Here is an 18694-nt window from a genome sequence, read left to right on the forward strand (position 1 = left end):
GGTTCAGCGCTCTTCATCTCTGAGGGTCAACACTTCATAGCCGGTATCTGTCACCAGTATGGTGTGCTCCCACTGGGCCGAGAGTTTTTTATCCCGGGTCACTACTGTCCAGCCATCTTTCTTGGTCTTTATTTTGGCGCCGCCCTGATTGATCATCGGCTCTATGGTAAAACACATACCGGCTCGCAGTTCCAGGCCGCTGGCGGCGCGGCCATAGTGCAGTACCTGGGGCTCTTCGTGCATCTCGCGCCCTATGCCATGACCACAATATTCCCTGACCACACTGTAGCCCTGTGATTCGGCATACTGCTGAATCGCATGGCCAATATCCCCGAGGCGGGCACCGGGCCTGACCATCTTGATCCCTCGCCACATGGCTTCATAAGTGGCCTGTACCAGGCGTTTGGCCAAAGGCGATGCCTGTGGCATCAGGTACATCTTGCTGGAGTCGGCAATAAAACCATCTTTTTCGAGGGTAATATCCAGATTGACAATATCGCTGGCCTTCAGCAACTGCTGCTCCGACGGAACCCCGTGACACACGACTTCATTGACCGAACTGTTGAGCACATAGGCATAGCCGTATTGGCCCTTGCTGGCCGGGCGCGCCTTAAGCTCGTTGACGATAAAGTCTTCTACTCTGTCGTTGATGGCCATGGTCGAGATGCCGGGAACAACAAAGTCGTCCAACATGGCAAATACCTTGGCAAGCAGGGCGCCTGAGCGGCGCATCAGCTCGGCTTCAGCCGCAGTTTTTAAATGAATTTTTCTTTTTTGATCAAGCATTTTGCGCTCCAGGTACCTTGATGGCTTCCCGCTGATACAGCTCGGCCATCAGCTCATTGAAACTCCGGTCGGGATTAAGCTCGGCCAGCATGCCCATCTTGATCCAAAATTCCGCCTGGGCGTTGATGGAGCGCGCCATCAGGCCGCTGGCCTTGCGCAGCTCCTCATGGAGTTCATCGGAGATCTTGATAATTCCCATATGCCAAAAATACACTTTATATATAAAACATATATGAATCGTATACTTTGTGGCGGTGAAAGAAAAGCATGTTGGTTGAAAGATTGCGGTGCCTTAAGAAAAGGGCTTAAGGCAGCATAAGTGGCCTTGGCTCTATTTGGGAGGGTTAACCAGATGGGCGGCTATGGTGTTAAAAAGCCTGCTTGGGGAAGCAGGCCTGAGATTGAGCTCGAGGGTGAAGGTGAAGCTAGAGAACCGTTTGCTGCTCGTCTTCAGTTAGGCTGAAAGTGAGAGATGGTTCTTAACTACTCTAGTAACAGCCTTGGTCTTAATTTGTTGCCAGCGGCAGATGGGCCTTGCTGCCCCAGTCGGCCCAGGAGCCATCGTAGAGTATCAGGGCATCGAGGCGTACCTGATAGGCCGCCAGGATCAAAATACAGGCGGTGATCCCTGAGCCGCAACTGAAGATCAAAGGTTTGCCGCTGCGTCTGGCATCCATGGCACCCAGATGCAGAAAAATCTGCTCCAGTGCCGGCTGAGGTTTCAGGCTGTCGCCATCCAGCACTTCGGCAAACGGCAGATTCACTGCGCCGGGAATATGGCCGCTGCGCACCCCTTCTCTGGGTTCGGGACTCTGGCCGAGAAAGCGTGAACTGGCCCTGGCATCCAGTATCATGGCCTGCTTGCCTGCCAGGGTATCCAATACCTGGGGGGCGTTACAGACCTTTTCCGCTTGATATTGCCCACAGGCGTTACCGCGCGGAAACTCAGTCGCCGGCTTGTCGGCACAGGGGCGCTGCTCTTTGAGCCATTTGGGCAGACCGCCGTCGAGAACAAACACCTGCTCAAAGCCCATGACCTTGAAACACCACCAGCCCCGGGGCGATGAGTAGATGCCTTGGTTGTCATAGATGACGACAGTGCTGTCCTGGTCGATGCCGAGCCGCTGCACCAGCTCGGTAAACTGGGCCTGGCTCGGCAGGGCGTGTAACTCACTGGACTGCAGATCTGTGCACTCCCGCTCCAGATCCAGCCGCCGGGCACCGGCAATAAAGCAGGGCTCATCGTAGACTATTGGCTCGCGGCCTATCACCTTGTCCATGCTGGCATCCAAAATGACCAACTTGGGATCAGAAAGATGAGCGGCCAACCACTCGCTGCTTACCAGTGCAGATTGCATCTCGACTCCTTAAGCTCGGTAACGGCACCAAGCAATGAAACTTGACCCAAATTACTGGAGCGCTACGGATTTCTCAAGCTGTTATTGCCACAGAACCTCTATAGGCGATTATTCTCAATAGTTATTGGCATGCGGTTTGGATTGCAGCCTCGGCAGCACTTTGCAGGCTGGCATCAATAATGGCCTCAAACTGTGGCTGTTGTCCGGCGGGCAACAGCTCCCTTAGCATTTCCCGGCGCTTCTCTTCGCCGAGCAGGCGTTCGGCCAGCCAGGCACACAGATACATGGCCGACAGGCAGCCACCGGCGGTAGCTATGTTGCCTCTTATCACCAAAGGTTCATCCAGTACTTCGGCACCTGTCTTTTGCAATGCCGTTTTGGCATCCGGATGCGTGGTGGCCGCGCGGCAATCCAGTAACCCCAATCTTTGCAGGATAAAGGAACCGGCGCAGATAGAGCCGAGCAGTTGCTTGTTGGGATCCAACTCAAAAGTATTGATAAAGTCCGGGTCTTGCAGCGCCAGCGGGATCCCCTGTTTGCCGCTGATAAACAGCACGGCATCAGCCTGGTTGGCTTCGCGAATATGGCCCTGCATCTCAATCTCAAGACCCAATGCCGATTTGTGACTTTTGCTGCTGCCGAGCAGCTTGACCTGCCAATCATTCTGGATGCGGCCCACTATGTCCCACATCAAAAACAGATCGATATCGGTAAATTCATCGAAAGCCACTATGGCGATAGTGGGTTTCTTGTCCGTTGGCCCATAGCTGGCGCTCGGAGTTTGGGCGTTTGGTGAAGTATAAACAGACATACAGCCTCCTTGTCTGGTATCAGTTTGACAATTAGGTTCTTCAGGAATGTTATTCAATGCCAATGCAAGCCGGGATTCAGTCTCTGAACTCTTCGTCATAGGCCAGGCCGCTGACATCGGCCAGCTCTTTACCCAGCTCCTGCATTGCGGCCTTGCCCTTACGTCTCAGCAGGGTCACTCTCTGACCATCCTTGAGCATCAAGATCAAGTCCCAATATCTGGGCTCGCCGAAGTGGGGGCAGAGGCAAAATCCGCTGATTTCGGCCAGTGGCACCTTGAGTTGCCCTATGGGGTAGATACTGCGAATACTGTGCACCAGCACACAGGTATCTTTGTCTATCAAGATTTTATGGCGACAGAACAACGCGTGCCAGCCGAGTGTTGCCCCCATGGCCCAACCGAGCAGCAATTCAGGGTTAAGGCCGAAATACACCTGTGCCAGAGTCAGCGCCGCCAGCGGCAGGCCGATTAACCAGGTCCAGCGGCCAAACACCAACTCGGCTCTTTGTGAGGAGTACTTGTTCCAGTGCGCCATGGCTCAGCTCCCTAAGCGTGTCAGTAGCAGTCCGAGCAGGGTAAAAAGCGGCAGCGGCAGCGCCAGTTTCCACATCAGGTGTTGCTCCCAAATGGGCCGGTACTGACTGATGGATTGGCCAGTTTGAGTCGCGGCTTTCAGAGGCTTGGTTTCGGTATGGGGGGATTTTGCGGCCTGGCTCTCGGCCTCCGGCGCCAAGTCGCTTGGAGCTGTGTCAAAGGGCACGGCTTTCAACTCGGGCCAGGCAGTGACTTTTTCATAGACTTCAAGTTCATAAACTTCAAGTTCATTGACTGCAAGCGGGCCGGCGCAGCCGCGCAAAAAGCCTATCAATGCCAGCGCCTCGGCCATATCTGTCAGGGTGTGGCGCTGTCCGAGCAGCACCAGCTGTACCCCATTGGGCGTTTGTGCCAGTGGGGTAATATGAATAGAGAGTTGACTGTAGGGCAGGGTTTTGCGGGGCTTGGCTTTTATACGCCACCAGCCAGTGTATTCTTGAATCTCAGCGCTTTTGGGGTCAAACAGCCAACGCCTTCTCACCCCCAAACAGCCAGTTGCCAGAGTTAACAACAGCAAGGCCGAGACGGCATGAAATACCTGTGATTTTCCTGTCAGCACCACAGCCATTAAACTTGAGGCCGACAGGGGAACCAGCATGATAAAGCCCCAGATTGTAGCCAGGGTTTGCTGTCTGCCAATAAAGTAGGCTCGTCCATCGGCATCCAGCTTTAAGTGCCAACGAGCGCCGCGGGGCAGAGCGCGATATTTTTTGTTTAACTCATCTTCCTTGGACATCAATCAGTTATCCTTTTGAGGTATCAAGCGCCAGATGCAAAATAGGGAAGGGCTTACCCATGGCATCGAGTGCCGAGCGGGAGATCTGTTTAAAGCCTTGATGGCGGTAGAATCCGACCGCCTGTGGGTTTTGCTCATTGACATCGACCAAGTTGGCGCCGAGGTCTTCGATGGCATGCTTGAGCAGGGCACTGCCTACGCCTTGGCCGCGAGCCCGGCTGTGAACAAACAGCATCTCTATCTTGTCGTCTGCTACGCCCAGAAAGCCGACAATGGCTTTGGCCTCATCTCGTATACATCTGAGCGTCACCGCCGGGAAGGCCTTATCGAGGATCAGCGGCTTGAAAAAGGCGATATCAGCTTCGCTGATAAAGTCGTGGGTGGCGCGCACTGAATCTTCCCAGACTTGCAGCAGCTCAGCAAAGTCGGCACTGGATGGGGTTTCAATGTTCATATTTTGTGGTTTTCCAATCCTGGGTCGGGTTGTGGTGCTCTTTGAGAGCCAGGCCGAGCAGGATGCGCTCATCGTTCCCCGGCGCTTCCTGCAGTTGCATGGTTTATATCCATGGGCTTAATTAGGCTCTGGTTAGCGCTACTCAGCCCCTGAGGTTATTGCCCGGCTTGCACCATTTGCAGAATTTTGCGGGCCTTCTCAAAGTGATCCAGTTTGTGGGTCTGGATCCACCAGGTAGCGGCCTCCATGAGCAACTCGGGATCATCATTCTTGTTGGCAAAGAAGGCATAGAAGGAGACGCCAACATTCTCGCCCTTCTGGGCGATTTTTTGCTGGCAGACATGGATAACTTTTTGTCGCAGGCTGGCACGCATCTCGATTGTTCCCTCAATCTGAAAAGTCATTTTTAGGTGTTTTGCTGTTGCAACTGGGCTTGTTGCGCCTTGGTCAGTTTACTGACAACCAGAGCGTAGGATGCCTCAATCAGGTCACGGAGCATATCCTCGCTGACCTCACCATTCAAGGTTAGCGTGAACCAATGCTGCTTATTCATGTAATAGCCGGGCACTATCGCCTCAAAGCTATCGATCAGTGCCTGCACGTCGGCTGGCTTGGCCTTGAGTGTCACCCTCGGGGGCGTTTCCTGCTCGGCCAGCAGAGCAAACATCTTACCCATGACCTTATAGACTCTGGCCTCAGGACCAAAAGGGTAGTCGGCAGTGGCGTTGGGGCATTGCTGTAACAGATTCTTGAGTTGTGTCAGTGTCATGGCGTCCTCTGTCATTTTGGGGGGAGTATGATAATACCGGCTTCAGTCGACGTTTTGTTGATGGGGAAGGGCATGTCGCAGCCTGGCCTTCAGCCATTGAAGCGTTTACACATAAAATACCTGTCCGGGCTGCCGGGAATTCCGCTGACCGAGCCGACAACTTCAAACCCTTGTTTGGCATAAAATGCCGGCGCCTGAAACGACAAAGTGTCGAGCTGCGCAGCCAGGCACCCCCGTTTGATTGCCTCTTGCTCGCACAGAGCCATTAAGCGGCTGCCAAGACCTGAACCTCTATGCTCCTTCGCGACCCAAACCACCTCAATCAGCAACTGGCGATAGATGCTGCGGCCACTCACGCCACCAATGAGTTGTCCCTTGGAGTCGCGGGCGATGGCGGCCAGAGGTTGACTAAGGAAGGTGGGAACAAGCCCCATGGGTACTCTGCGTCGGCTTACGGACCTGGATGCAAGGCGTGGTTCGCAGCAAATGGCTAATCCTTTGCAAGAAGCACAACACAGCAGGCGGGTCTGTAAGCCACGCCCTTCGGGGCTTTCACAGCAACCGGCTTTCGGCGTTATCCGACTTCGACAGGCCCCGGCATGCCTTCAGTCAGATGCCTTGAACACCAATTGCTGTGCAAGCCAGAGTGCCACGAGGACTTATTTCCACCTTCCTTGCCCATATAGCTGTGATTATAGGTTCTGAGCTTGTCGATAAGCTCATTTTGCAGGTCATCATCAACTTGCTGTAAAAGATCAATCTGCATACCGATTTCCCTGAGTTGTTGTTGGTTGCTTTGGATTCAGTGTTAATTAAATCCTGGGTTAAGGCTGTTGTCGTTTTATGCTCAAGGTTGTTGCTCAAGCTCAAGGCTGCTGCTTAAGGTTCAGTGTCGCGTTATCTATCAAGGTCAGATATCCCTGCTCTTCGGTCAGTTTGATCATAACCGACAAAGTAATTTCCTTCACTGGCTTGCTCATCTCATCAAGACCTGCATCAATGGAAAAACTATATTGGGTAGGTGTCTCGGTATTTATCAATGTTTGTACTTGCTGGAAACTGTTTATTGCCGTATCAGTAAGCGCCAATTGATAATGGTTTTGTGCTGGACTGTTGCTGAAGAGGCCCTCATTTTGGGGGATAACTTGAGTAGACTCCAATTTGAGTGGGAAACTATACCGGGATATTCCTTGGCTGGTATCCAGTTCCAGGGTCAGTTCAGTGGCATCAATCTTGAGTTTACCCGGTTCATCGATGAGGATTTGCGATCTGATAACTCGCGGATTTAATTCGGCAAAATCCTGCTCATCGAAAGAACTCAGGCTGAGCATGGTGCCGAGTGGAATACTGGCACAAGCGTTAATAAAAAATATTACCCCAAGGACTGTTAAAATCCTTCTTATCATAATTATTATTCCCTTTAATACGATATTTATAATGTTTTTTTGATGTTGGCACCGCGTCCATCTGTTATTAGTGCGTCGCTAAGTTAGCCATAAAAATGATAGCTTGCCAAGCTTCTTTATCAGCAGATAAGCAGGTTTATAGATATCAAAATAAATAAATTCGACGGCATTCGAAGCAGAGTAACCCTTGCTTCGTCAATCACTGTGACTTTCCGCTACATGTATTTGCTTTGTCATAGCGTCACAATGTCATAGAGTCACTATCGCTTCCAAAAACAAGGAACGACGGCTCTGGCAATTAACCGCTATTGTTTGAGGATCTGGAGGGGATTCAAGCAGGATAAGGGTCTTGATTGGCGTCCAGAAGACTGAGGTAAAGTCGCAACTCAAATTCCAACTGATGATAGTCCGGTTCCATATAGGTGCACAGCTTGTAGAAGGCTTTGTTGTGCTCTTTTTCCTTCAGATGCGCCAGTTCATGTACCACCAACATCCGCAAGAAGGCTTCGGGTGCCCGTTTCAGGCGGGAGGAGATACGGATTTCATTCTTGGTCTTGAGTTTGTGCCCTTGCTTACGGGCGGCGTAGGTATGCAGCCCCAGCGCCTGATGGCTGAGGCTGATTTTGTCGTCAAAACACACTTTGGCGAGCGGGTTTGATTGACGCAGATAAGTTTGTTTCAGCGCCTGGGTATAGTCCCAAAGCGCTTTATCACTGCGGATCTGGTGTAATTCAGGATGACGTTTTGTCAGGTATTCAGCCAGTTTGCCAGCTTGGCTGAGCTGCTGAACCTGTTGTTTTATCTCGTCGCTGTAGTGGGCCAGATAATCAAAACCGTTCAAGGGCTTAGACCTTCTTGTAGATCCGCATCTGCTGGAAGGCGTACGCGGCGTCAAAGGCGTTTTGCTGGAACTTTTTCAGCTCCAGGCCGCTGAAGTCCACTTGCGGTGGATTGCGTTTCAGCTGCTCTTTAATGCTTTGAGGTGTCAGCATTGTTACCGGTAACTTACCCAGTTGAATGGCCGCCTCGAACTTGAAGCTGACAGAGGTGCCGGCCAGCTTACCCTTGTATTCGCGCTCAATAATCACGACGTGTTCGACCTGATAATCTTCCATCAGTTTATTGAAGGCGAATTGGAATTCCCGAATTGCTTCCTGGCTGGCAGGGTTGCTCAAGGTAAATGAGTGACGGCGGCAATCAGGAACGTTGAATACGTCCCCCTGGGCGCTCAGTAAACAGATGACGGCTTCGCCGCCTTTTAATTCAACAGCACAAACTTTCATGGTATTCCTTGTAGTTCATCATGCCGCACCGGCGGCTAATGTTAATCTTATGATTCGGAGCCGCTTTCATTGCCGTTATCTACCGGAGCGGGTTTACGTCTCATAGGGGCATCGCCCACATCCACCCCGGTAATAAAGCGCTTGTCTCTGCCGGACTTGGCCTTGCCCGGTTTAGCCGCTGTCTTGCTGCGTCCTTTGGGCTTGCTGGCCTTGGTATTCTTGGGTTTGCTGCTCTGGCGCTTGGGATCGGCCAGGCCACTGAATTTGGGTTCGAGCCCCTCCAGGGAACTGAACTCGAAGCGGCGACCGAGAAAGCTCTGCACCTTTTTGAAGTTGAACCAGTCCTTGGGGCCCACCAGAGACAGGGCATCGCCCTTGGCGCCGGCGCGGCCGGTACGGCCGATACGGTGGACATATTCTTCGGCAAACTTGGGCATGTCGAAGTTGACCACCAAGGAGACATTCACCAGATCCAGACCGCGGGAGGCCACGTCGGTTGTCACCAGAATTTGCTGCTGGCCACGGCTGAACTGATCCATTATCTGGTTACGGGCGCTTTGGCGCAGTTCACCACTGAGCGCCACGGCGCTGTAGCCTTCTTGCTTGAGCTTTTCGGCCAGTCTGTCGGTATCCTGGCGGGTGGCGGTGAAGATGATCACCTGGCGCTGTTGCTCGCGCTTTAGCAGTTCAATCAGCAGCGCCTCTTTATGATCCAGATGGTCACAGAGGAAAATACGCTGATGTATGTCCTGATGCTCTGCATTGGCGGCGCCAATGGCCACATGCTGTGGGTCATTGAGCAAGGTGGCGGCGATATCATTGACCTCTTCATGTTCCAGAGTGGCCGAGAACATCAGGGTCTGCCGTCGTCTATGGTTGGCGGCGTCGTTGATTGCCTTGAGTTGCGGGGCAAAGCCCAGATCCAGCATGCGGTCGGCTTCGTCAAGAATAAGCAGTTCCAGCCCTTCCAGATACAGATGGCGTTGTGACAGGTGATCGGCAATCCGCCCCGGGGTGGCGACGATAAAATGCGGATCCCGCGCCAGCGCCTTGGCCTGATCGTTGAAGTTTTCTCCGCCAAGCACACTGATGGCTCGATATTGGGTATTGGCAACCAACAGACGCAGCTGGGCGTAGACCTGGTTGGCCAGCTCACGGGTCGGCAGGAGTATCAGTACCCTGGGATCACGCTTACTGAGCGCCTTGGTGGAGATCACCCTTTGCATTGCCGGCAACAAAAAGGCCAAGGTCTTTCCCGAGCCCGTCTTGGATGAGGCCATCAGGTCTTTCCCGGCCAGCGCCACGGGAATCGCTTCACGCTGAATTTCGGTAGGCTCATCGATACCCATATGCTTAAGGGTTTGCAGCAGACGCTGATCCAGCGAAAAATCGGAAAAATGCAAAGGTGAACTCCTCAATAAAAACGACCGCACATTATAACGGCTTTTACGGCGCTGGGCATGCATTTAGTCAAAGGAGTGTCGAAACAGCAGCGACTTTTGTTCAAAAAAGTCGCAAGTGGGTGGCGGGAGTCCTGCCGGATAAAATCTGGAGCAGTACTGGCTTCGGGTGTATGCTGCCTTGGCTGTCTAAGCTTAGGCTGCGTGACTGGTAGAAAAATATAAAGGAGAGAGGATGACGCAGAGTCATAACCCTTGTATCGGTATCGCGCTGGGAAGCGGTGCCGCCAAAGGATGGGCCCACATAGGTGTACTCAAAGGCTTGGCAGCCATGGGAGTACAGCCAGATAAGGTGGCCGGTTCATCCATAGGCGCCCTGGTCGGTGCGGCCTATGCCAATGAGCGTCTCGAAGAGCTGGAAGACTGGGTACGCAGTTTTTCCAGCTGGGATGTGTTGGGGTTGATGGATATTAGTTGGGGCAAGGGCGGACTCATCAGTGGTGATAAGGTATTCAGTGCCATTCAAGATCGCATCGGTGATCTCCTGATTGAAGAACTTAAGTATCCTTTTACTGCTGTGTCAACCGACCTCTACTCAGGGCAGGAGATCTGGTTCCGTCAGGGGGATTTACGCCAAGCCGTCAGAGCTTCCTGTTCCATGCCGGGGATCATGTCGCCGGTGCGTCAGGGGCATCGCTGGCTGGTGGATGGCGCTGTGGTGAATCCCATTCCCGTGTCTGTGGCCAGAGCTATGGGTGCAAGTTTGGTGATAGGCGTCGATTTGCATGGTCACAGGCGTGAGCAACTGCAAGTATTGCCGGTGGCGCTCAATAGCGAAGAACCTTCATTGCAGAGCAAAGTGGCGGAACACTCCTCTGAGAGTGGTTTTATGGATCTGTTGGCCAAGGGCAAGGATTATATTTCCGGCCTGACCGACAAGTTCTCCCTCGGCAATAAGGCCGAACCCGGCATGTTGGCTGTGATGTCACAGTCGATGGATATTCTGGAGCAGCGCCACAAGCGCGCGCGTTTAATGGGAGATCCACCGGATATCTGTATCGTGCCAAAGGTGTCTGACATAGGCACTATGGAGTTTCACCGTGCCAGTGAAGCCATTGCCGCCGGGGAGAAGGCGGTGCAGCAGGCCTCGCATCTGATTGATGCGGCGTTGGGGCGTCTCTGAAGCAGGCGCTTTTTGTTAATGCTTGGTATGGGCACATTTTCTGCGGTGTGGGCACACTTTCTGCATAGTCAGCACATCATCAGCATCAAGGCGCTTCAAGGGCGTTTTTTTGACATTTTCCAAGCAATCTTGTCTTAAAAACAACCAGTTGGACGCCAATATGACGGAAAACTGACATGCAGCCTATCCATTCCTCTGTGGATCCCAGATTGTCCGGGGTCGATGCCTATGGCGTCAACAATCGTTTGACCAGCGGCAGCGGCCTCTCGGTTGTCGACACTGAAACTGTCAGTGACAACAAAAGCCAGGGCTCAGCCTCGGCAAACATAAGGCAGGACAGCATATCCCTCTCCAACGATGGCAAAAGAGCCGCGCGGCTGCAGGAGTTGGCCAAGGAGTTTTTTGGCTCAGGCCAGTTCAGCAGTGCCGATTTACCCAAGCTGTTGGCGCGCCTCGGCGACGAAGGGCTGTTGTCTGAGAGTCAGATGGCCAAATTACAGGGCAGTGGCCTGATGGGAGTCGATACCAAGGATAACGTCAGTCTAAAGGAATTTATTCAAGGCCAGATTGGTCTGCTCAGACAACAGGCCAGCCAAAGCCCTTTGCTCAACGCACTTGAGGGAGCTGATAGCTTGATGGGTAATATGGGGATGATGTATACCCCATCGAGCTCTTTGGCGGCCAATAAGGTGGCGGCTCAGTTGGATGCCGTGCTCAAGGGCGAAAACCAAACCGCCAAGAGCGACAATGGCAACAGCAGCAAGCCAGCGGTCAAGGCCGATTCCGCACAGCAAGAGCCTCAACTCTTGTCCCGGCTCAGTGGTGTCAGCGCGTTGATGCGCACCGCCGCAGCTATGGGCAGCCAGCAGCAGGGCAGTGGGCAAATCAACAGTTATCTGGCCTTGGTAAAGAGATACTGACTAGCGGCCGTTTGGAGCTCGGTCAAGGGAAAAATCTCTACAAGTTGTGCTCGTCGGCACTAATCCCATAGTGTTGTTCATCCTCTTCAATACCATGATCCAGATCATGGTATTGAAGAGCGATTTGTCGCTTAATCTCCACATATAGTGCTTGGTTAATAAAACACCACTATATATGGTGTTAAATAAACAACATGGAGATTAAAGAAATGCCGGTAGTGATTAAGCGGGACGGGTGCCGTACTCAGTTCGACGAAACAAGGATAAGGGATGCGGTGCTGGCAGCCTCTAGCCACTGCGGTATAGAAGATGCAGACTATGCGGCCACAGTTGCAGCGTTGGTCACCCAGGCGGTAACCGACAAGGCCGAGGTCAATATCCAGGAGTTGCAGGACAGGGTCGAAAACCTGTTGATGGAAGGGCCGTACAAGCAAGTGGCCCGTAGCTACATCGAATATCGTCATGACAGAGATATCTGCCGTGAATCCAGCAGCCGACTGAATCTGGAGATCCGCGGCCTGGTCGAGCAGAGCAACGCGACCCTGCTCAACGAAAATGCCAATAAAGACTCCAAGGTGATCCCCACCCAGAGAGATCTCCTGGCCGGTATTGTCGCCAAACATTATGCCAAACATCATATCCTGCCCAAGGATGTGGTTGCCGCCCATGAGGCCGGTGAGATCCATTATCACGATCTCGACTATTCGCCTTTCTTCCCTATGTTCAACTGTATGCTGATCGATCTCGGTGGCATGTTGACCCAAGGGTTCAAGATGGGCAATGCCGAGATTGAAACGCCAAAATCCATCTCTACTGCCACTGCAGTTACCGCGCAGATCATCGCCCAGGTCGCCAGCCATATTTATGGCGGCACTACAATCAACCGCATAGATGAAGTGTTGGCCCCCTTTGTGGCCAAGAGCTACGACAAGCATTATCAAACGGCGCTCAAGTGGGGGATTACCGATGCCAAGGCGTTTGCCACAGAGCAAACCAAGAAAGAGTGTCACGACGCCTTCCAGTCGCTGGAATATGAGGTCAATACCCTGCATACCGCTAATGGTCAGACGCCTTTTGTTACCTTCGGTTTCGGTTTGGGTACCAGCTGGGAGTCACGGCTGATCCAAGAGTCTATTTTGCGGATCCGTATGGAAGGCCTTGGCAAGAACCGCAAGACAGCGGTTTTCCCCAAGTTAGTATTTGCCATTCGTGATGGTATCAACCACAAGGCCGGTGACTGCAACTACGATATCAAGCAGTTGGCGCTCGAGTGTGCCAGCATTCGCATGTATCCGGACATTCTCAACTATGAGCAGGTGGTCAAGGTTACTGGCTCATTCAAGACTCCTATGGGTTGTCGCAGTTTCCTTGGCACCTATGAGGAAAACGGTGAACTGCTGCATGAAGGTCGCAACAACTTAGGTGTAGTCAGCCTGAACTTGCCGAGGGTGGCGCTGGAGGCCAAGGGCGATGAAGCCGAGTTTTATCGCATTTTGGATCAAAGGCTGGAGATGGCCCGCAAGGCATTGGATACCCGCATCGAACGTCTGGCCAACGTCAAGGCCAGAGTGGCGCCCATTCTCTATATGGAAGGGGCTTGCGGCGTGCGTCTGCGCGGTGATGACAACATTGCCGAAATCTTCAAAAACGGTCGTGCTTCCATTTCTCTGGGCTACATTGGTCTGCATGAGACAATCAATGCGCTTTATGGCACAGACACCCATGTGTTTGACGATGAAGCATTGAGGCAGAAAGCGGTTGCCATAGTGGCTCACCTCAAGGCGGCCACAGTGCGTTGGAAAGAGGAAACCGGTTATGGTTTCAGCCTCTACAGCACACCGAGCGAGAGCCTGTGCAGCCGTTTTGCCAAGCTGGATGCCAAGCGTTTTGGCCTGGTTGATGGGGTCACCGACAAGGGCTATTACACCAATAGTTTCCACCTGGATGTAGAGAAGAAGGTGAATCCTTACGACAAACTCGACTTCGAACAGCCGTATCCTGAGCTCGCCAATGGGGGGTTCATCTGCTACGGCGAGTACCCGAATATGCAGCACAACCTGGAAGCGCTTGAGAATGTCTGGGACTACAGCTACAGCCGGGTGCCTTACTATGGAACCAACACACCGATAGATGAGTGTTACGACTGTGGTTTTACCGGTGAGTTTATCTGTACCAGCAAGGGCTTTACCTGCCCCAAATGTGGCAACCATGAGCCCAGCCGGGTGTCTGTGACCCGTAGGGTTTGCGGTTATCTCGGCAGCCCGGATGCCAGACCCTTCAACCACGGTAAGCAGGAAGAGGTCAAGCGTCGGGTTAAGCATCTCTAACGTAAAACAGTACTCTGTGTACTTACGCTTGGATTTTTGCCTCTTTCCCTAAATAAAGGCGCCCCGAGGGGCGCCTTGTGGATATAGCTATGAACTATCATCAGTATTACCCCGTGGATGTGGTCAATGGACCGGGCACCCGGGTAACCTTGTTTGTTTCCGGTTGTGAACATCAGTGCCGGGGCTGTTATAACCAGTCAACCTGGGATCCCCGCTCCGGGCATTCTTTCGACCAGGCGATGTCTGACAGGATTATTGCCGATCTCAATGATAGCCGGATCCCGAGAAGGGGCCTGTCACTCTCCGGCGGTGACCCACTATTTCCAGGCAATCTTGACGCCATCAAGGCCTTGCTGCTGCGGGTGCGGGACGAATGCCCGGGAAAGGATGTCTGGCTCTGGACTGGTTATCGTCTCGATGAGCTCAGTCCGGCGCAGCGGGAATTGCTCGGGCTTGTTCATGTGTTGGTGGATGGCAAATTCATGCAGGAGCAAGCGGACCCCTCATTGAAGTTTCGTGGTTCGGCCAATCAGGTGATACACCTGCTCAAAGACCCTCAATAAGTACAAAAGTGAAAACTGGTTAACACAATTGCTTTTCCCTGCTAAAAAACCCCGTCACCTGAGCTTGAGTTGCTGTTATACTTCTGTCCGGCACATTTACGGCAACCAGGCCGTCCATTCTCAGGTGCCGGGATTTTGTAAGGTAACAGAATGAATTTGAAGCAGGAGCTGCAACAGCTCAACGATAAGCTGGATCAGTATCGCCGTAAATTGGCTGCCGCAGAGCAACGTGGCGATGGTCCTATCATTGCCCAGTTTCAGCGGGAAATCGCCGCCGTCAACAAGCGGATTGCAGCCATCAAGGGGCAGCAGAGTCGGCAGCTTGGCAAACAGGGGCAGTCTATTCGCGATCTGCCTTTTAGCCGCGAACTCACCAAAGCCGAACAGGCCGACATGGGCAAACTCAAGAAGTCTGTCCGGGGGTTGGTCGTTGTGCATCCTATGACAGCGCTGGGCAGAGAAATGGGTATTACTGCCGTTACCGGGTTTGCACCCAAGGCATTTTAACTGCCGCCGTGACAGCAGATAATAACCAATGAATTCACTTGGGTATTCCGGTCGGTGGTAAAAACGCATAAAATGACCGGCCTGAGTACTGAGCGCGCTTCACTATTATCTTGATTTTGAAGGATGTTAACCGTCTCAGGGAATGAGAGCAGTCGTTAAGGTTAATTCATGTCTATTAAATTTATCGCCACCGCCAAATTGCCAACCCCTTGGGGGGTGTTTGCCATGCATGGTTTCGAGGATACTGAAACCGGTAAAGAGCATGTGGCGCTGACTTTTGGTGAGCTCCAAGCCGATAAACCCATGCTGGGACGGATCCATTCGGAATGTCTCACCGGAGATGCCCTGTTCAGCCTGCGCTGCGACTGTGGCTTTCAACTGCAGACCGCGATGCAAAATGTCGCCGAAGCCGGTCAGGGCTTTATTCTCTACCTGCGTCAGGAAGGTCGTGGCATAGGGCTGTTGAACAAAATTCGAGCCTACGAGCTGCAGGACGATGGCGCCAATACAGTGGAAGCCAATGAGCGCCTGGGCTTTCCGGCTGATATGCGCAAGTACGATATGATTGCGCCCATGCTGGAAAAAATTGGCGTTCATAAGGTGAGGTTGATGACCAATAATCCGCGCAAGGTGCAGGCGATGAAAGATGTCGGCATGGAAGTTGTCGAGCGGGTGCCGCTGCAGGTTGGCAAAAACCGCTATAACGAAGCCTACCTCAAGACCAAGTCTACTGAGCTTGGCCATATGATGTCTGAGTATCATTTCACCGAAGGTCATCAGGACTGAGTCGGCAAAGATGAAGTCACCGGGGAAAGCATCGACCCAAGTTGGTTTATTGAGTGTGTCTTCCCTGGGGCTTTTGCTACTTGCCGCGCCAATCTTTGCCCAAGAGTCTCCCAGCCACGCTCGGCCGCCGGACAACTCCCACTATGCCTTTGGCAGTTATCTGGGCAGCGGGGTCTATCGCGCGTCCGAACAGGATGCTACCGTCATCAGCTTACCGCTGGACTTTACGCTGGAGCAGAGTGAGGACACGGAGTTCTTGCTGCGCCTGCCTATCTCTGTAGGCTTTTTCAACTATAGCCTTGAAGATGCCGGTGAGTTTGAATTGCCTTCCAGTGTTGGTACCTTGACCGTGACCCCAGGCTTTGAAAAGCGTTGGCGTCTGGATGAAAACTGGCGCATGGAGGCCTATGGCGATCTCGGTTTTGGCAGTAATTTCGACCAAGGTGGTAATGTCGCCATCATGGCGGCCGGCATCAGTGGCTTGCGCTCTTTTGAGTTGTGGCGGGCAGATTCTTTGTGGGTGACTCGACTGAAATTTGCCGCCTACAGTGAACGGGCGTTCAGCATCAGTCAGAGCTTTTCCGTATTGCAAACCGGAGTGGATATCGGCTTGCCTTATCACTGGTCCTGGCAGGGGCTACAGATGCAGCCCAGGGTGTTTGCTTTGGGTTATTGGTATTTTGACCAGTTACAGTTTGCCGGCGATCTCAACCAGGATACCTTGGTGTCCGGCAGTATTGAGTTGGGTGCCACCCTGGCCCTTGCCAAGCCAGTGCTTGGCATAGACAGATTGGGGATCAGTTACCGAAGTGGTGACGGGCTGGAGATCTGGCGCCTGCTGTTCAGCATGCCTATCTGAGGGCTGAGCCCTCAGTGGCGGTGTTCTTGTCCTGGTGAGTTTTCTCTTTGATTAAGGCGACCAATTGGCCACTGACGGCGGCTATCTGATCTTGCAGCAGTTTACGCTTTATCTCGGCGGCTTCAGAGTCATCGCCATTTAGCTGCTGCAACTCCTGTTGCAACTCCTTGAGTTTGTTCTGCAGTTCCTTAATCTTCTTGTCAATTTCAGACATACCCGAGGTATCTTCCTCGGCGGCTTCCTGCGCTTCTGAGGTTTGCGCCGAATTATTTCGGTGCAATTGACCACCCACATCATCCGCCAGTGCCTTGCGGCCGGCAGAAGAGATATTCACTTTATCCTGGCTGTCCGAACTTGTGGCAGTGCTTTCCTTGGCTGTGCCCTTGGCGACCACAGTGACTTCACTCAGGCTGCGGGAACCGGTTCCCTGAGTGGCGATTTGACCTAAGCCTGCAATGTTCATCATTAAACTCCCTGGCGGCATCTGTTCGTGCTGATAGTCGATAACGACTTATCGGCTGCAAGGGGAAGAACTTTAGCAGCTTTGAAGCAAAATTGGTTAAAAATATAGCGGGTTGCGTGTTGTATCAGGGCCGGGTTAGTCAGTTTTTTTGCCCCAGATATGGGCATTGGTCTGAGGCTTGTCGGCACAGGTTTTTTGGGCCGGTTTTTCCCGTGTTGCCGGGGTTGAACTGCCCAGCAGGTGAGGCGGAATGGGCAAGCCCTTGCTGGTCAGATAGAGGCGTTCCAGTTTTTCCCTGGCCCATTGGGTTTTTCGCAAAAAGGTTAGACTCGACTTAATGCTGGGATCATGGCTGAAGCAGCGCACTCTTATCCTTTGTGCCAGACCATCAAAGCCGTACTGTTCCACCATTTCTGTGAGTATCGCCTTGAGGGTCAGGCCGTGCAGGGGATCTTTGTTGGCTTGAGGGGAATTGGAAGCTGTCATCAATGGGCCTTGGTAGCTGGTGTTATAAAAGCGGCGCCAGTATAACCGAGAAGCTTTTCAAATGCCTTGCAAAAAGGTTGAAAAAGTTGCGTCAAACTGTCCGGCAGATACATGCTCGGCAGATCTTTAGCCAAGGGAAACCATCGAGAGAGGAAAAAGGGGCCGTAGCGGCTAATGCCGATCAGTTAAGACAGATCGCTTGACGATCTCACTGAAAGGATCAAAATCCGATGACCCCATGTCATCGGATTTTTTTATGCAACTTTCAGAAGCTTTGGCGCGTACTCATATCAATCGTCTTACCGAATTCACCTGTCTGGCCGATGTGCTTGAGCCTGAGTTAATTCAGTCGTGCCTTGATTCACATGGTGTTGCCAGTTTAAGGCGACGTAAGTTACCTATGGATGCCATGATTTGGGCGGTGATTGGTATGGCTCTGTTCAGAGGCGAGTCCGTCCGTTCACTCATCAATAAGCTTGATATCGTCTTACCTCAAGAGGTGGATTACGTTGCTCGCAGTGCTGTCACGCAAGCGCGCAAACGGCTGGGCTCTGATGTTGTTCGGGATGTGTTTAAGCGAAGTGCCAAGACCTGGCATGAAAGAGCAGAGCATCCTCATTGGTGTGGGCTTAACCTCTATGGGGTCGATGGTGTCGTGTGGCGAACACCTGATAGCGAGCAAAACAATCAGGCCTTTGCCAAAACTGCCAACGCTTCTGGTGATGCAGCCTATCCGCAAATTCGCATGGTTTGCATGATGGAGCTAAGCAGCCACTTGGTATTGAACAGTGCCTTTGATTCTGTTGCTGTCAGTGAAATGAATTTAGCCGCCGAATTGATATCAAGCATCCCCAATAACAGCCTGACGCTGTTTGACAGAGGCTTTTATTCGTTGGGACTTTTGCACGCCTGGCAACAGGCTCAACCTAACAGTCACTGGCTGCTGCCGTTGAAGAAAGGGACACAATATGAAGTGGTACGCTCTTTAGGAAAACACGACCAA

25 protein-coding genes are annotated in these 18694 nt (G+C 52.5%); 8 read left to right on the plus strand and 17 right to left on the minus strand.

Going from position 1 to position 18694, the window contains the following annotated elements:
* Nucleotides 1-3: 3 nt before the first annotated feature.
* The 15 genes from map to CX651_RS02015 form a co-directional block, all read right to left on the minus strand.
* Nucleotides 4-786 (minus strand): type I methionyl aminopeptidase, encoded by a 783-nt coding sequence (gene map / locus CX651_RS01945; RefSeq protein WP_025010682.1) that lies wholly within the window; start codon nucleotides 784-786, stop codon nucleotides 4-6.
* Nucleotides 779-985, minus strand: a complete 207-nt coding sequence (locus CX651_RS01950; protein ID WP_025010681.1) for a ParD-like family protein — start codon at nucleotides 983-985, stop codon at nucleotides 779-781. The genes map and CX651_RS01950 overlap by 8 nt, the downstream gene beginning before the upstream one ends.
* A 307-nt stretch (nucleotides 986-1292) precedes the next feature.
* Nucleotides 1293-2144, minus strand: a complete 852-nt coding sequence (locus CX651_RS01955) for a sulfurtransferase (RefSeq protein ID WP_101053068.1) — start codon at nucleotides 2142-2144, stop codon at nucleotides 1293-1295.
* Nucleotides 2145-2265: 121 nt separating this feature from the next.
* Nucleotides 2266-2955, minus strand: coding sequence for a DJ-1/PfpI family protein (locus CX651_RS01960; RefSeq protein ID WP_101053070.1), 690 nt, complete (start codon nucleotides 2953-2955; stop codon nucleotides 2266-2268).
* A gap of 76 nt (nucleotides 2956-3031) precedes the next feature.
* Complete coding sequence (locus CX651_RS01965; RefSeq protein ID WP_025010679.1) at nucleotides 3032-3490, minus strand: hypothetical protein; 459 nt, start codon at nucleotides 3488-3490, stop codon at nucleotides 3032-3034.
* 3 nt (nucleotides 3491-3493) lie between these two features.
* Nucleotides 3494-4285: a hypothetical protein gene (locus tag CX651_RS01970; RefSeq protein WP_101053072.1), complete on the minus strand. Its 792-nt coding sequence runs from the start codon at nucleotides 4283-4285 to the stop codon at nucleotides 3494-3496.
* A 7-nt stretch (nucleotides 4286-4292) separates the two neighbouring features.
* The gene (locus tag CX651_RS01975; protein ID WP_025010677.1) at nucleotides 4293-4739 is read right to left on the minus strand and encodes a GNAT family N-acetyltransferase; all 447 of its coding nucleotides are present in this window, start codon (nucleotides 4737-4739) and stop codon (nucleotides 4293-4295) included.
* Nucleotides 4740-4894: 155 nt separating this feature from the next.
* The gene (locus tag CX651_RS01980; protein WP_028780256.1) at nucleotides 4895-5113 is read right to left on the minus strand and encodes a DUF6500 family protein; all 219 of its coding nucleotides are present in this window, start codon (nucleotides 5111-5113) and stop codon (nucleotides 4895-4897) included.
* A 32-nt stretch (nucleotides 5114-5145) separates the two neighbouring features.
* Nucleotides 5146-5508 (minus strand): MmcQ/YjbR family DNA-binding protein, encoded by a 363-nt coding sequence (locus tag CX651_RS01985; protein WP_101053074.1) that lies wholly within the window; start codon nucleotides 5506-5508, stop codon nucleotides 5146-5148.
* Nucleotides 5509-5597: 89 nt separating this feature from the next.
* Nucleotides 5598-5942, minus strand: a complete 345-nt coding sequence (locus CX651_RS01990) for a GNAT family N-acetyltransferase (RefSeq protein WP_101053076.1) — start codon at nucleotides 5940-5942, stop codon at nucleotides 5598-5600.
* A gap of 140 nt (nucleotides 5943-6082) precedes the next feature.
* Nucleotides 6083-6274, minus strand: coding sequence for a hypothetical protein (locus CX651_RS01995; protein WP_101053079.1), 192 nt, complete (start codon nucleotides 6272-6274; stop codon nucleotides 6083-6085).
* Nucleotides 6275-6374: 100 nt separating this feature from the next.
* A complete protein-coding gene (locus tag CX651_RS02000; protein ID WP_101053081.1) occupies nucleotides 6375-6914 on the minus strand; it encodes a hypothetical protein in 540 nt (179 codons plus the stop codon).
* Between the two features lie 331 nt (nucleotides 6915-7245).
* Complete coding sequence (locus tag CX651_RS02005) at nucleotides 7246-7755, minus strand: M48 metallopeptidase family protein (protein WP_101053083.1); 510 nt, start codon at nucleotides 7753-7755, stop codon at nucleotides 7246-7248.
* A 4-nt stretch (nucleotides 7756-7759) separates the two neighbouring features.
* Entirely contained in the window at nucleotides 7760-8197 is a 438-nt protein-coding gene (locus tag CX651_RS02010) for a DUF3010 family protein (RefSeq protein WP_101053085.1), read from the minus strand.
* A 47-nt stretch (nucleotides 8198-8244) separates the two neighbouring features.
* Entirely contained in the window at nucleotides 8245-9600 is a 1356-nt protein-coding gene (locus tag CX651_RS02015) for a DEAD/DEAH box helicase (RefSeq protein ID WP_101053087.1), read from the minus strand.
* 232 nt (nucleotides 9601-9832) lie between these two features.
* Between CX651_RS02015 and rssA the strand changes: the two genes are divergently transcribed.
* The 7 genes from rssA (at nucleotide 9833) to CX651_RS02050 (ending at nucleotide 16742) form a co-directional block, all read left to right on the plus strand.
* A complete protein-coding gene (rssA, locus tag CX651_RS02020; RefSeq protein WP_101053089.1) occupies nucleotides 9833-10780 on the plus strand; it encodes a patatin-like phospholipase RssA in 948 nt (315 codons plus the stop codon).
* Between the two features lie 176 nt (nucleotides 10781-10956).
* The gene (locus CX651_RS02025; RefSeq protein WP_101053091.1) at nucleotides 10957-11700 is read left to right on the plus strand and encodes a hypothetical protein; all 744 of its coding nucleotides are present in this window, start codon (nucleotides 10957-10959) and stop codon (nucleotides 11698-11700) included.
* 209 nt (nucleotides 11701-11909) lie between these two features.
* Nucleotides 11910-14027: an anaerobic ribonucleoside-triphosphate reductase gene (gene nrdD, locus CX651_RS02030; RefSeq protein WP_101053093.1), complete on the plus strand. Its 2118-nt coding sequence runs from the start codon at nucleotides 11910-11912 to the stop codon at nucleotides 14025-14027.
* Nucleotides 14028-14116: 89 nt separating this feature from the next.
* Nucleotides 14117-14590: an anaerobic ribonucleoside-triphosphate reductase-activating protein gene (gene nrdG / locus CX651_RS02035; RefSeq protein ID WP_101053095.1), complete on the plus strand. Its 474-nt coding sequence runs from the start codon at nucleotides 14117-14119 to the stop codon at nucleotides 14588-14590.
* Between the two features lie 150 nt (nucleotides 14591-14740).
* Nucleotides 14741-15097 carry a YibL family ribosome-associated protein gene (locus CX651_RS02040; protein WP_025011144.1) on the plus strand — a complete coding sequence of 119 codons (357 nt, stop codon included), beginning with the start codon at nucleotides 14741-14743 and terminating at the stop codon, nucleotides 15095-15097.
* A gap of 168 nt (nucleotides 15098-15265) precedes the next feature.
* Nucleotides 15266-15883 (plus strand): GTP cyclohydrolase II, encoded by a 618-nt coding sequence (gene ribA, locus CX651_RS02045; RefSeq protein ID WP_025011143.1) that lies wholly within the window; start codon nucleotides 15266-15268, stop codon nucleotides 15881-15883.
* Between the two features lie 10 nt (nucleotides 15884-15893).
* Complete coding sequence (locus CX651_RS02050) at nucleotides 15894-16742, plus strand: hypothetical protein (RefSeq protein WP_224867583.1); 849 nt, start codon at nucleotides 15894-15896, stop codon at nucleotides 16740-16742.
* Here the strand turns inward: CX651_RS02050 and CX651_RS02055 are convergent.
* Nucleotides 16735-17208 carry a hypothetical protein gene (locus CX651_RS02055; RefSeq protein ID WP_146225981.1) on the minus strand — a complete coding sequence of 158 codons (474 nt, stop codon included), beginning with the start codon at nucleotides 17206-17208 and terminating at the stop codon, nucleotides 16735-16737. The genes CX651_RS02050 and CX651_RS02055 overlap by 8 nt on opposite strands.
* A gap of 132 nt (nucleotides 17209-17340) precedes the next feature.
* Nucleotides 17341-17691: a VF530 family protein gene (locus CX651_RS02060; RefSeq protein WP_101053098.1), complete on the minus strand. Its 351-nt coding sequence runs from the start codon at nucleotides 17689-17691 to the stop codon at nucleotides 17341-17343.
* A gap of 238 nt (nucleotides 17692-17929) precedes the next feature.
* Here CX651_RS02060 and CX651_RS02070 point away from each other — a divergent pair.
* A partial coding sequence (locus CX651_RS02070; RefSeq protein ID WP_198552038.1) for an IS4 family transposase occupies nucleotides 17930-18694 on the plus strand: 765 nt, incomplete at its 3' end.

Origin of the sequence: Shewanella chilikensis, from assembly GCF_002836945.1 — a bacterium.
Classification (GTDB): Bacteria; Pseudomonadota; Gammaproteobacteria; order Enterobacterales; family Shewanellaceae; genus Shewanella; species Shewanella chilikensis.

Bases quoted from the DNA above. Each gene is read 5' to 3' on its own strand.
- CX651_RS01965 (WP_025010679.1), bottom strand. From the start codon at position 3,490: ATGGCGCACTGGAACAAGTACTCCTCACAAAGAGCCGAGTTGGTGTTT.
- CX651_RS01970 (WP_101053072.1), bottom strand. From the start codon at position 4,285: ATGTCCAAGGAAGATGAGTTAAACAAAAAATATCGCGCTCTGCCCCGC.
- CX651_RS01955 (WP_101053068.1), bottom strand. From the start codon at position 2,144: ATGCAATCTGCACTGGTAAGCAGCGAGTGGTTGGCCGCTCATCTTTCT.
- rssA (WP_101053089.1), top strand. From the start codon at position 9,833: ATGACGCAGAGTCATAACCCTTGTATCGGTATCGCGCTGGGAAGCGGT.
- CX651_RS02010 (WP_101053085.1), bottom strand. From the start codon at position 8,197: ATGAAAGTTTGTGCTGTTGAATTAAAAGGCGGCGAAGCCGTCATCTGT.
- CX651_RS02025 (WP_101053091.1), top strand. From the start codon at position 10,957: ATGCAGCCTATCCATTCCTCTGTGGATCCCAGATTGTCCGGGGTCGAT.
- CX651_RS02050 (WP_224867583.1), top strand. From the start codon at position 15,894: ATGAAGTCACCGGGGAAAGCATCGACCCAAGTTGGTTTATTGAGTGTG.
- nrdG (WP_101053095.1), top strand. From the start codon at position 14,117: ATGAACTATCATCAGTATTACCCCGTGGATGTGGTCAATGGACCGGGC.
- map (WP_025010682.1), bottom strand. From the start codon at position 786: ATGCTTGATCAAAAAAGAAAAATTCATTTAAAAACTGCGGCTGAAGCC.
- CX651_RS01975 (WP_025010677.1), bottom strand. From the start codon at position 4,739: ATGAACATTGAAACCCCATCCAGTGCCGACTTTGCTGAGCTGCTGCAA.
- nrdD (WP_101053093.1), top strand. From the start codon at position 11,910: ATGCCGGTAGTGATTAAGCGGGACGGGTGCCGTACTCAGTTCGACGAA.
- CX651_RS01960 (WP_101053070.1), bottom strand. From the start codon at position 2,955: ATGTCTGTTTATACTTCACCAAACGCCCAAACTCCGAGCGCCAGCTAT.
- CX651_RS01995 (WP_101053079.1), bottom strand. From the start codon at position 6,274: ATGCAGATTGATCTTTTACAGCAAGTTGATGATGACCTGCAAAATGAG.
- CX651_RS02040 (WP_025011144.1), top strand. From the start codon at position 14,741: ATGAATTTGAAGCAGGAGCTGCAACAGCTCAACGATAAGCTGGATCAG.
- ribA (WP_025011143.1), top strand. From the start codon at position 15,266: ATGTCTATTAAATTTATCGCCACCGCCAAATTGCCAACCCCTTGGGGG.
- CX651_RS01990 (WP_101053076.1), bottom strand. From the start codon at position 5,942: ATGGGGCTTGTTCCCACCTTCCTTAGTCAACCTCTGGCCGCCATCGCC.
- CX651_RS02055 (WP_146225981.1), bottom strand. From the start codon at position 17,208: ATGATGAACATTGCAGGCTTAGGTCAAATCGCCACTCAGGGAACCGGT.
- CX651_RS01950 (WP_025010681.1), bottom strand. From the start codon at position 985: ATGGGAATTATCAAGATCTCCGATGAACTCCATGAGGAGCTGCGCAAG.
- CX651_RS01985 (WP_101053074.1), bottom strand. From the start codon at position 5,508: ATGACACTGACACAACTCAAGAATCTGTTACAGCAATGCCCCAACGCC.
- CX651_RS02060 (WP_101053098.1), bottom strand. From the start codon at position 17,691: ATGACAGCTTCCAATTCCCCTCAAGCCAACAAAGATCCCCTGCACGGC.
- CX651_RS02000 (WP_101053081.1), bottom strand. From the start codon at position 6,914: ATGATAAGAAGGATTTTAACAGTCCTTGGGGTAATATTTTTTATTAAC.
- CX651_RS01980 (WP_028780256.1), bottom strand. From the start codon at position 5,113: ATGCGTGCCAGCCTGCGACAAAAAGTTATCCATGTCTGCCAGCAAAAA.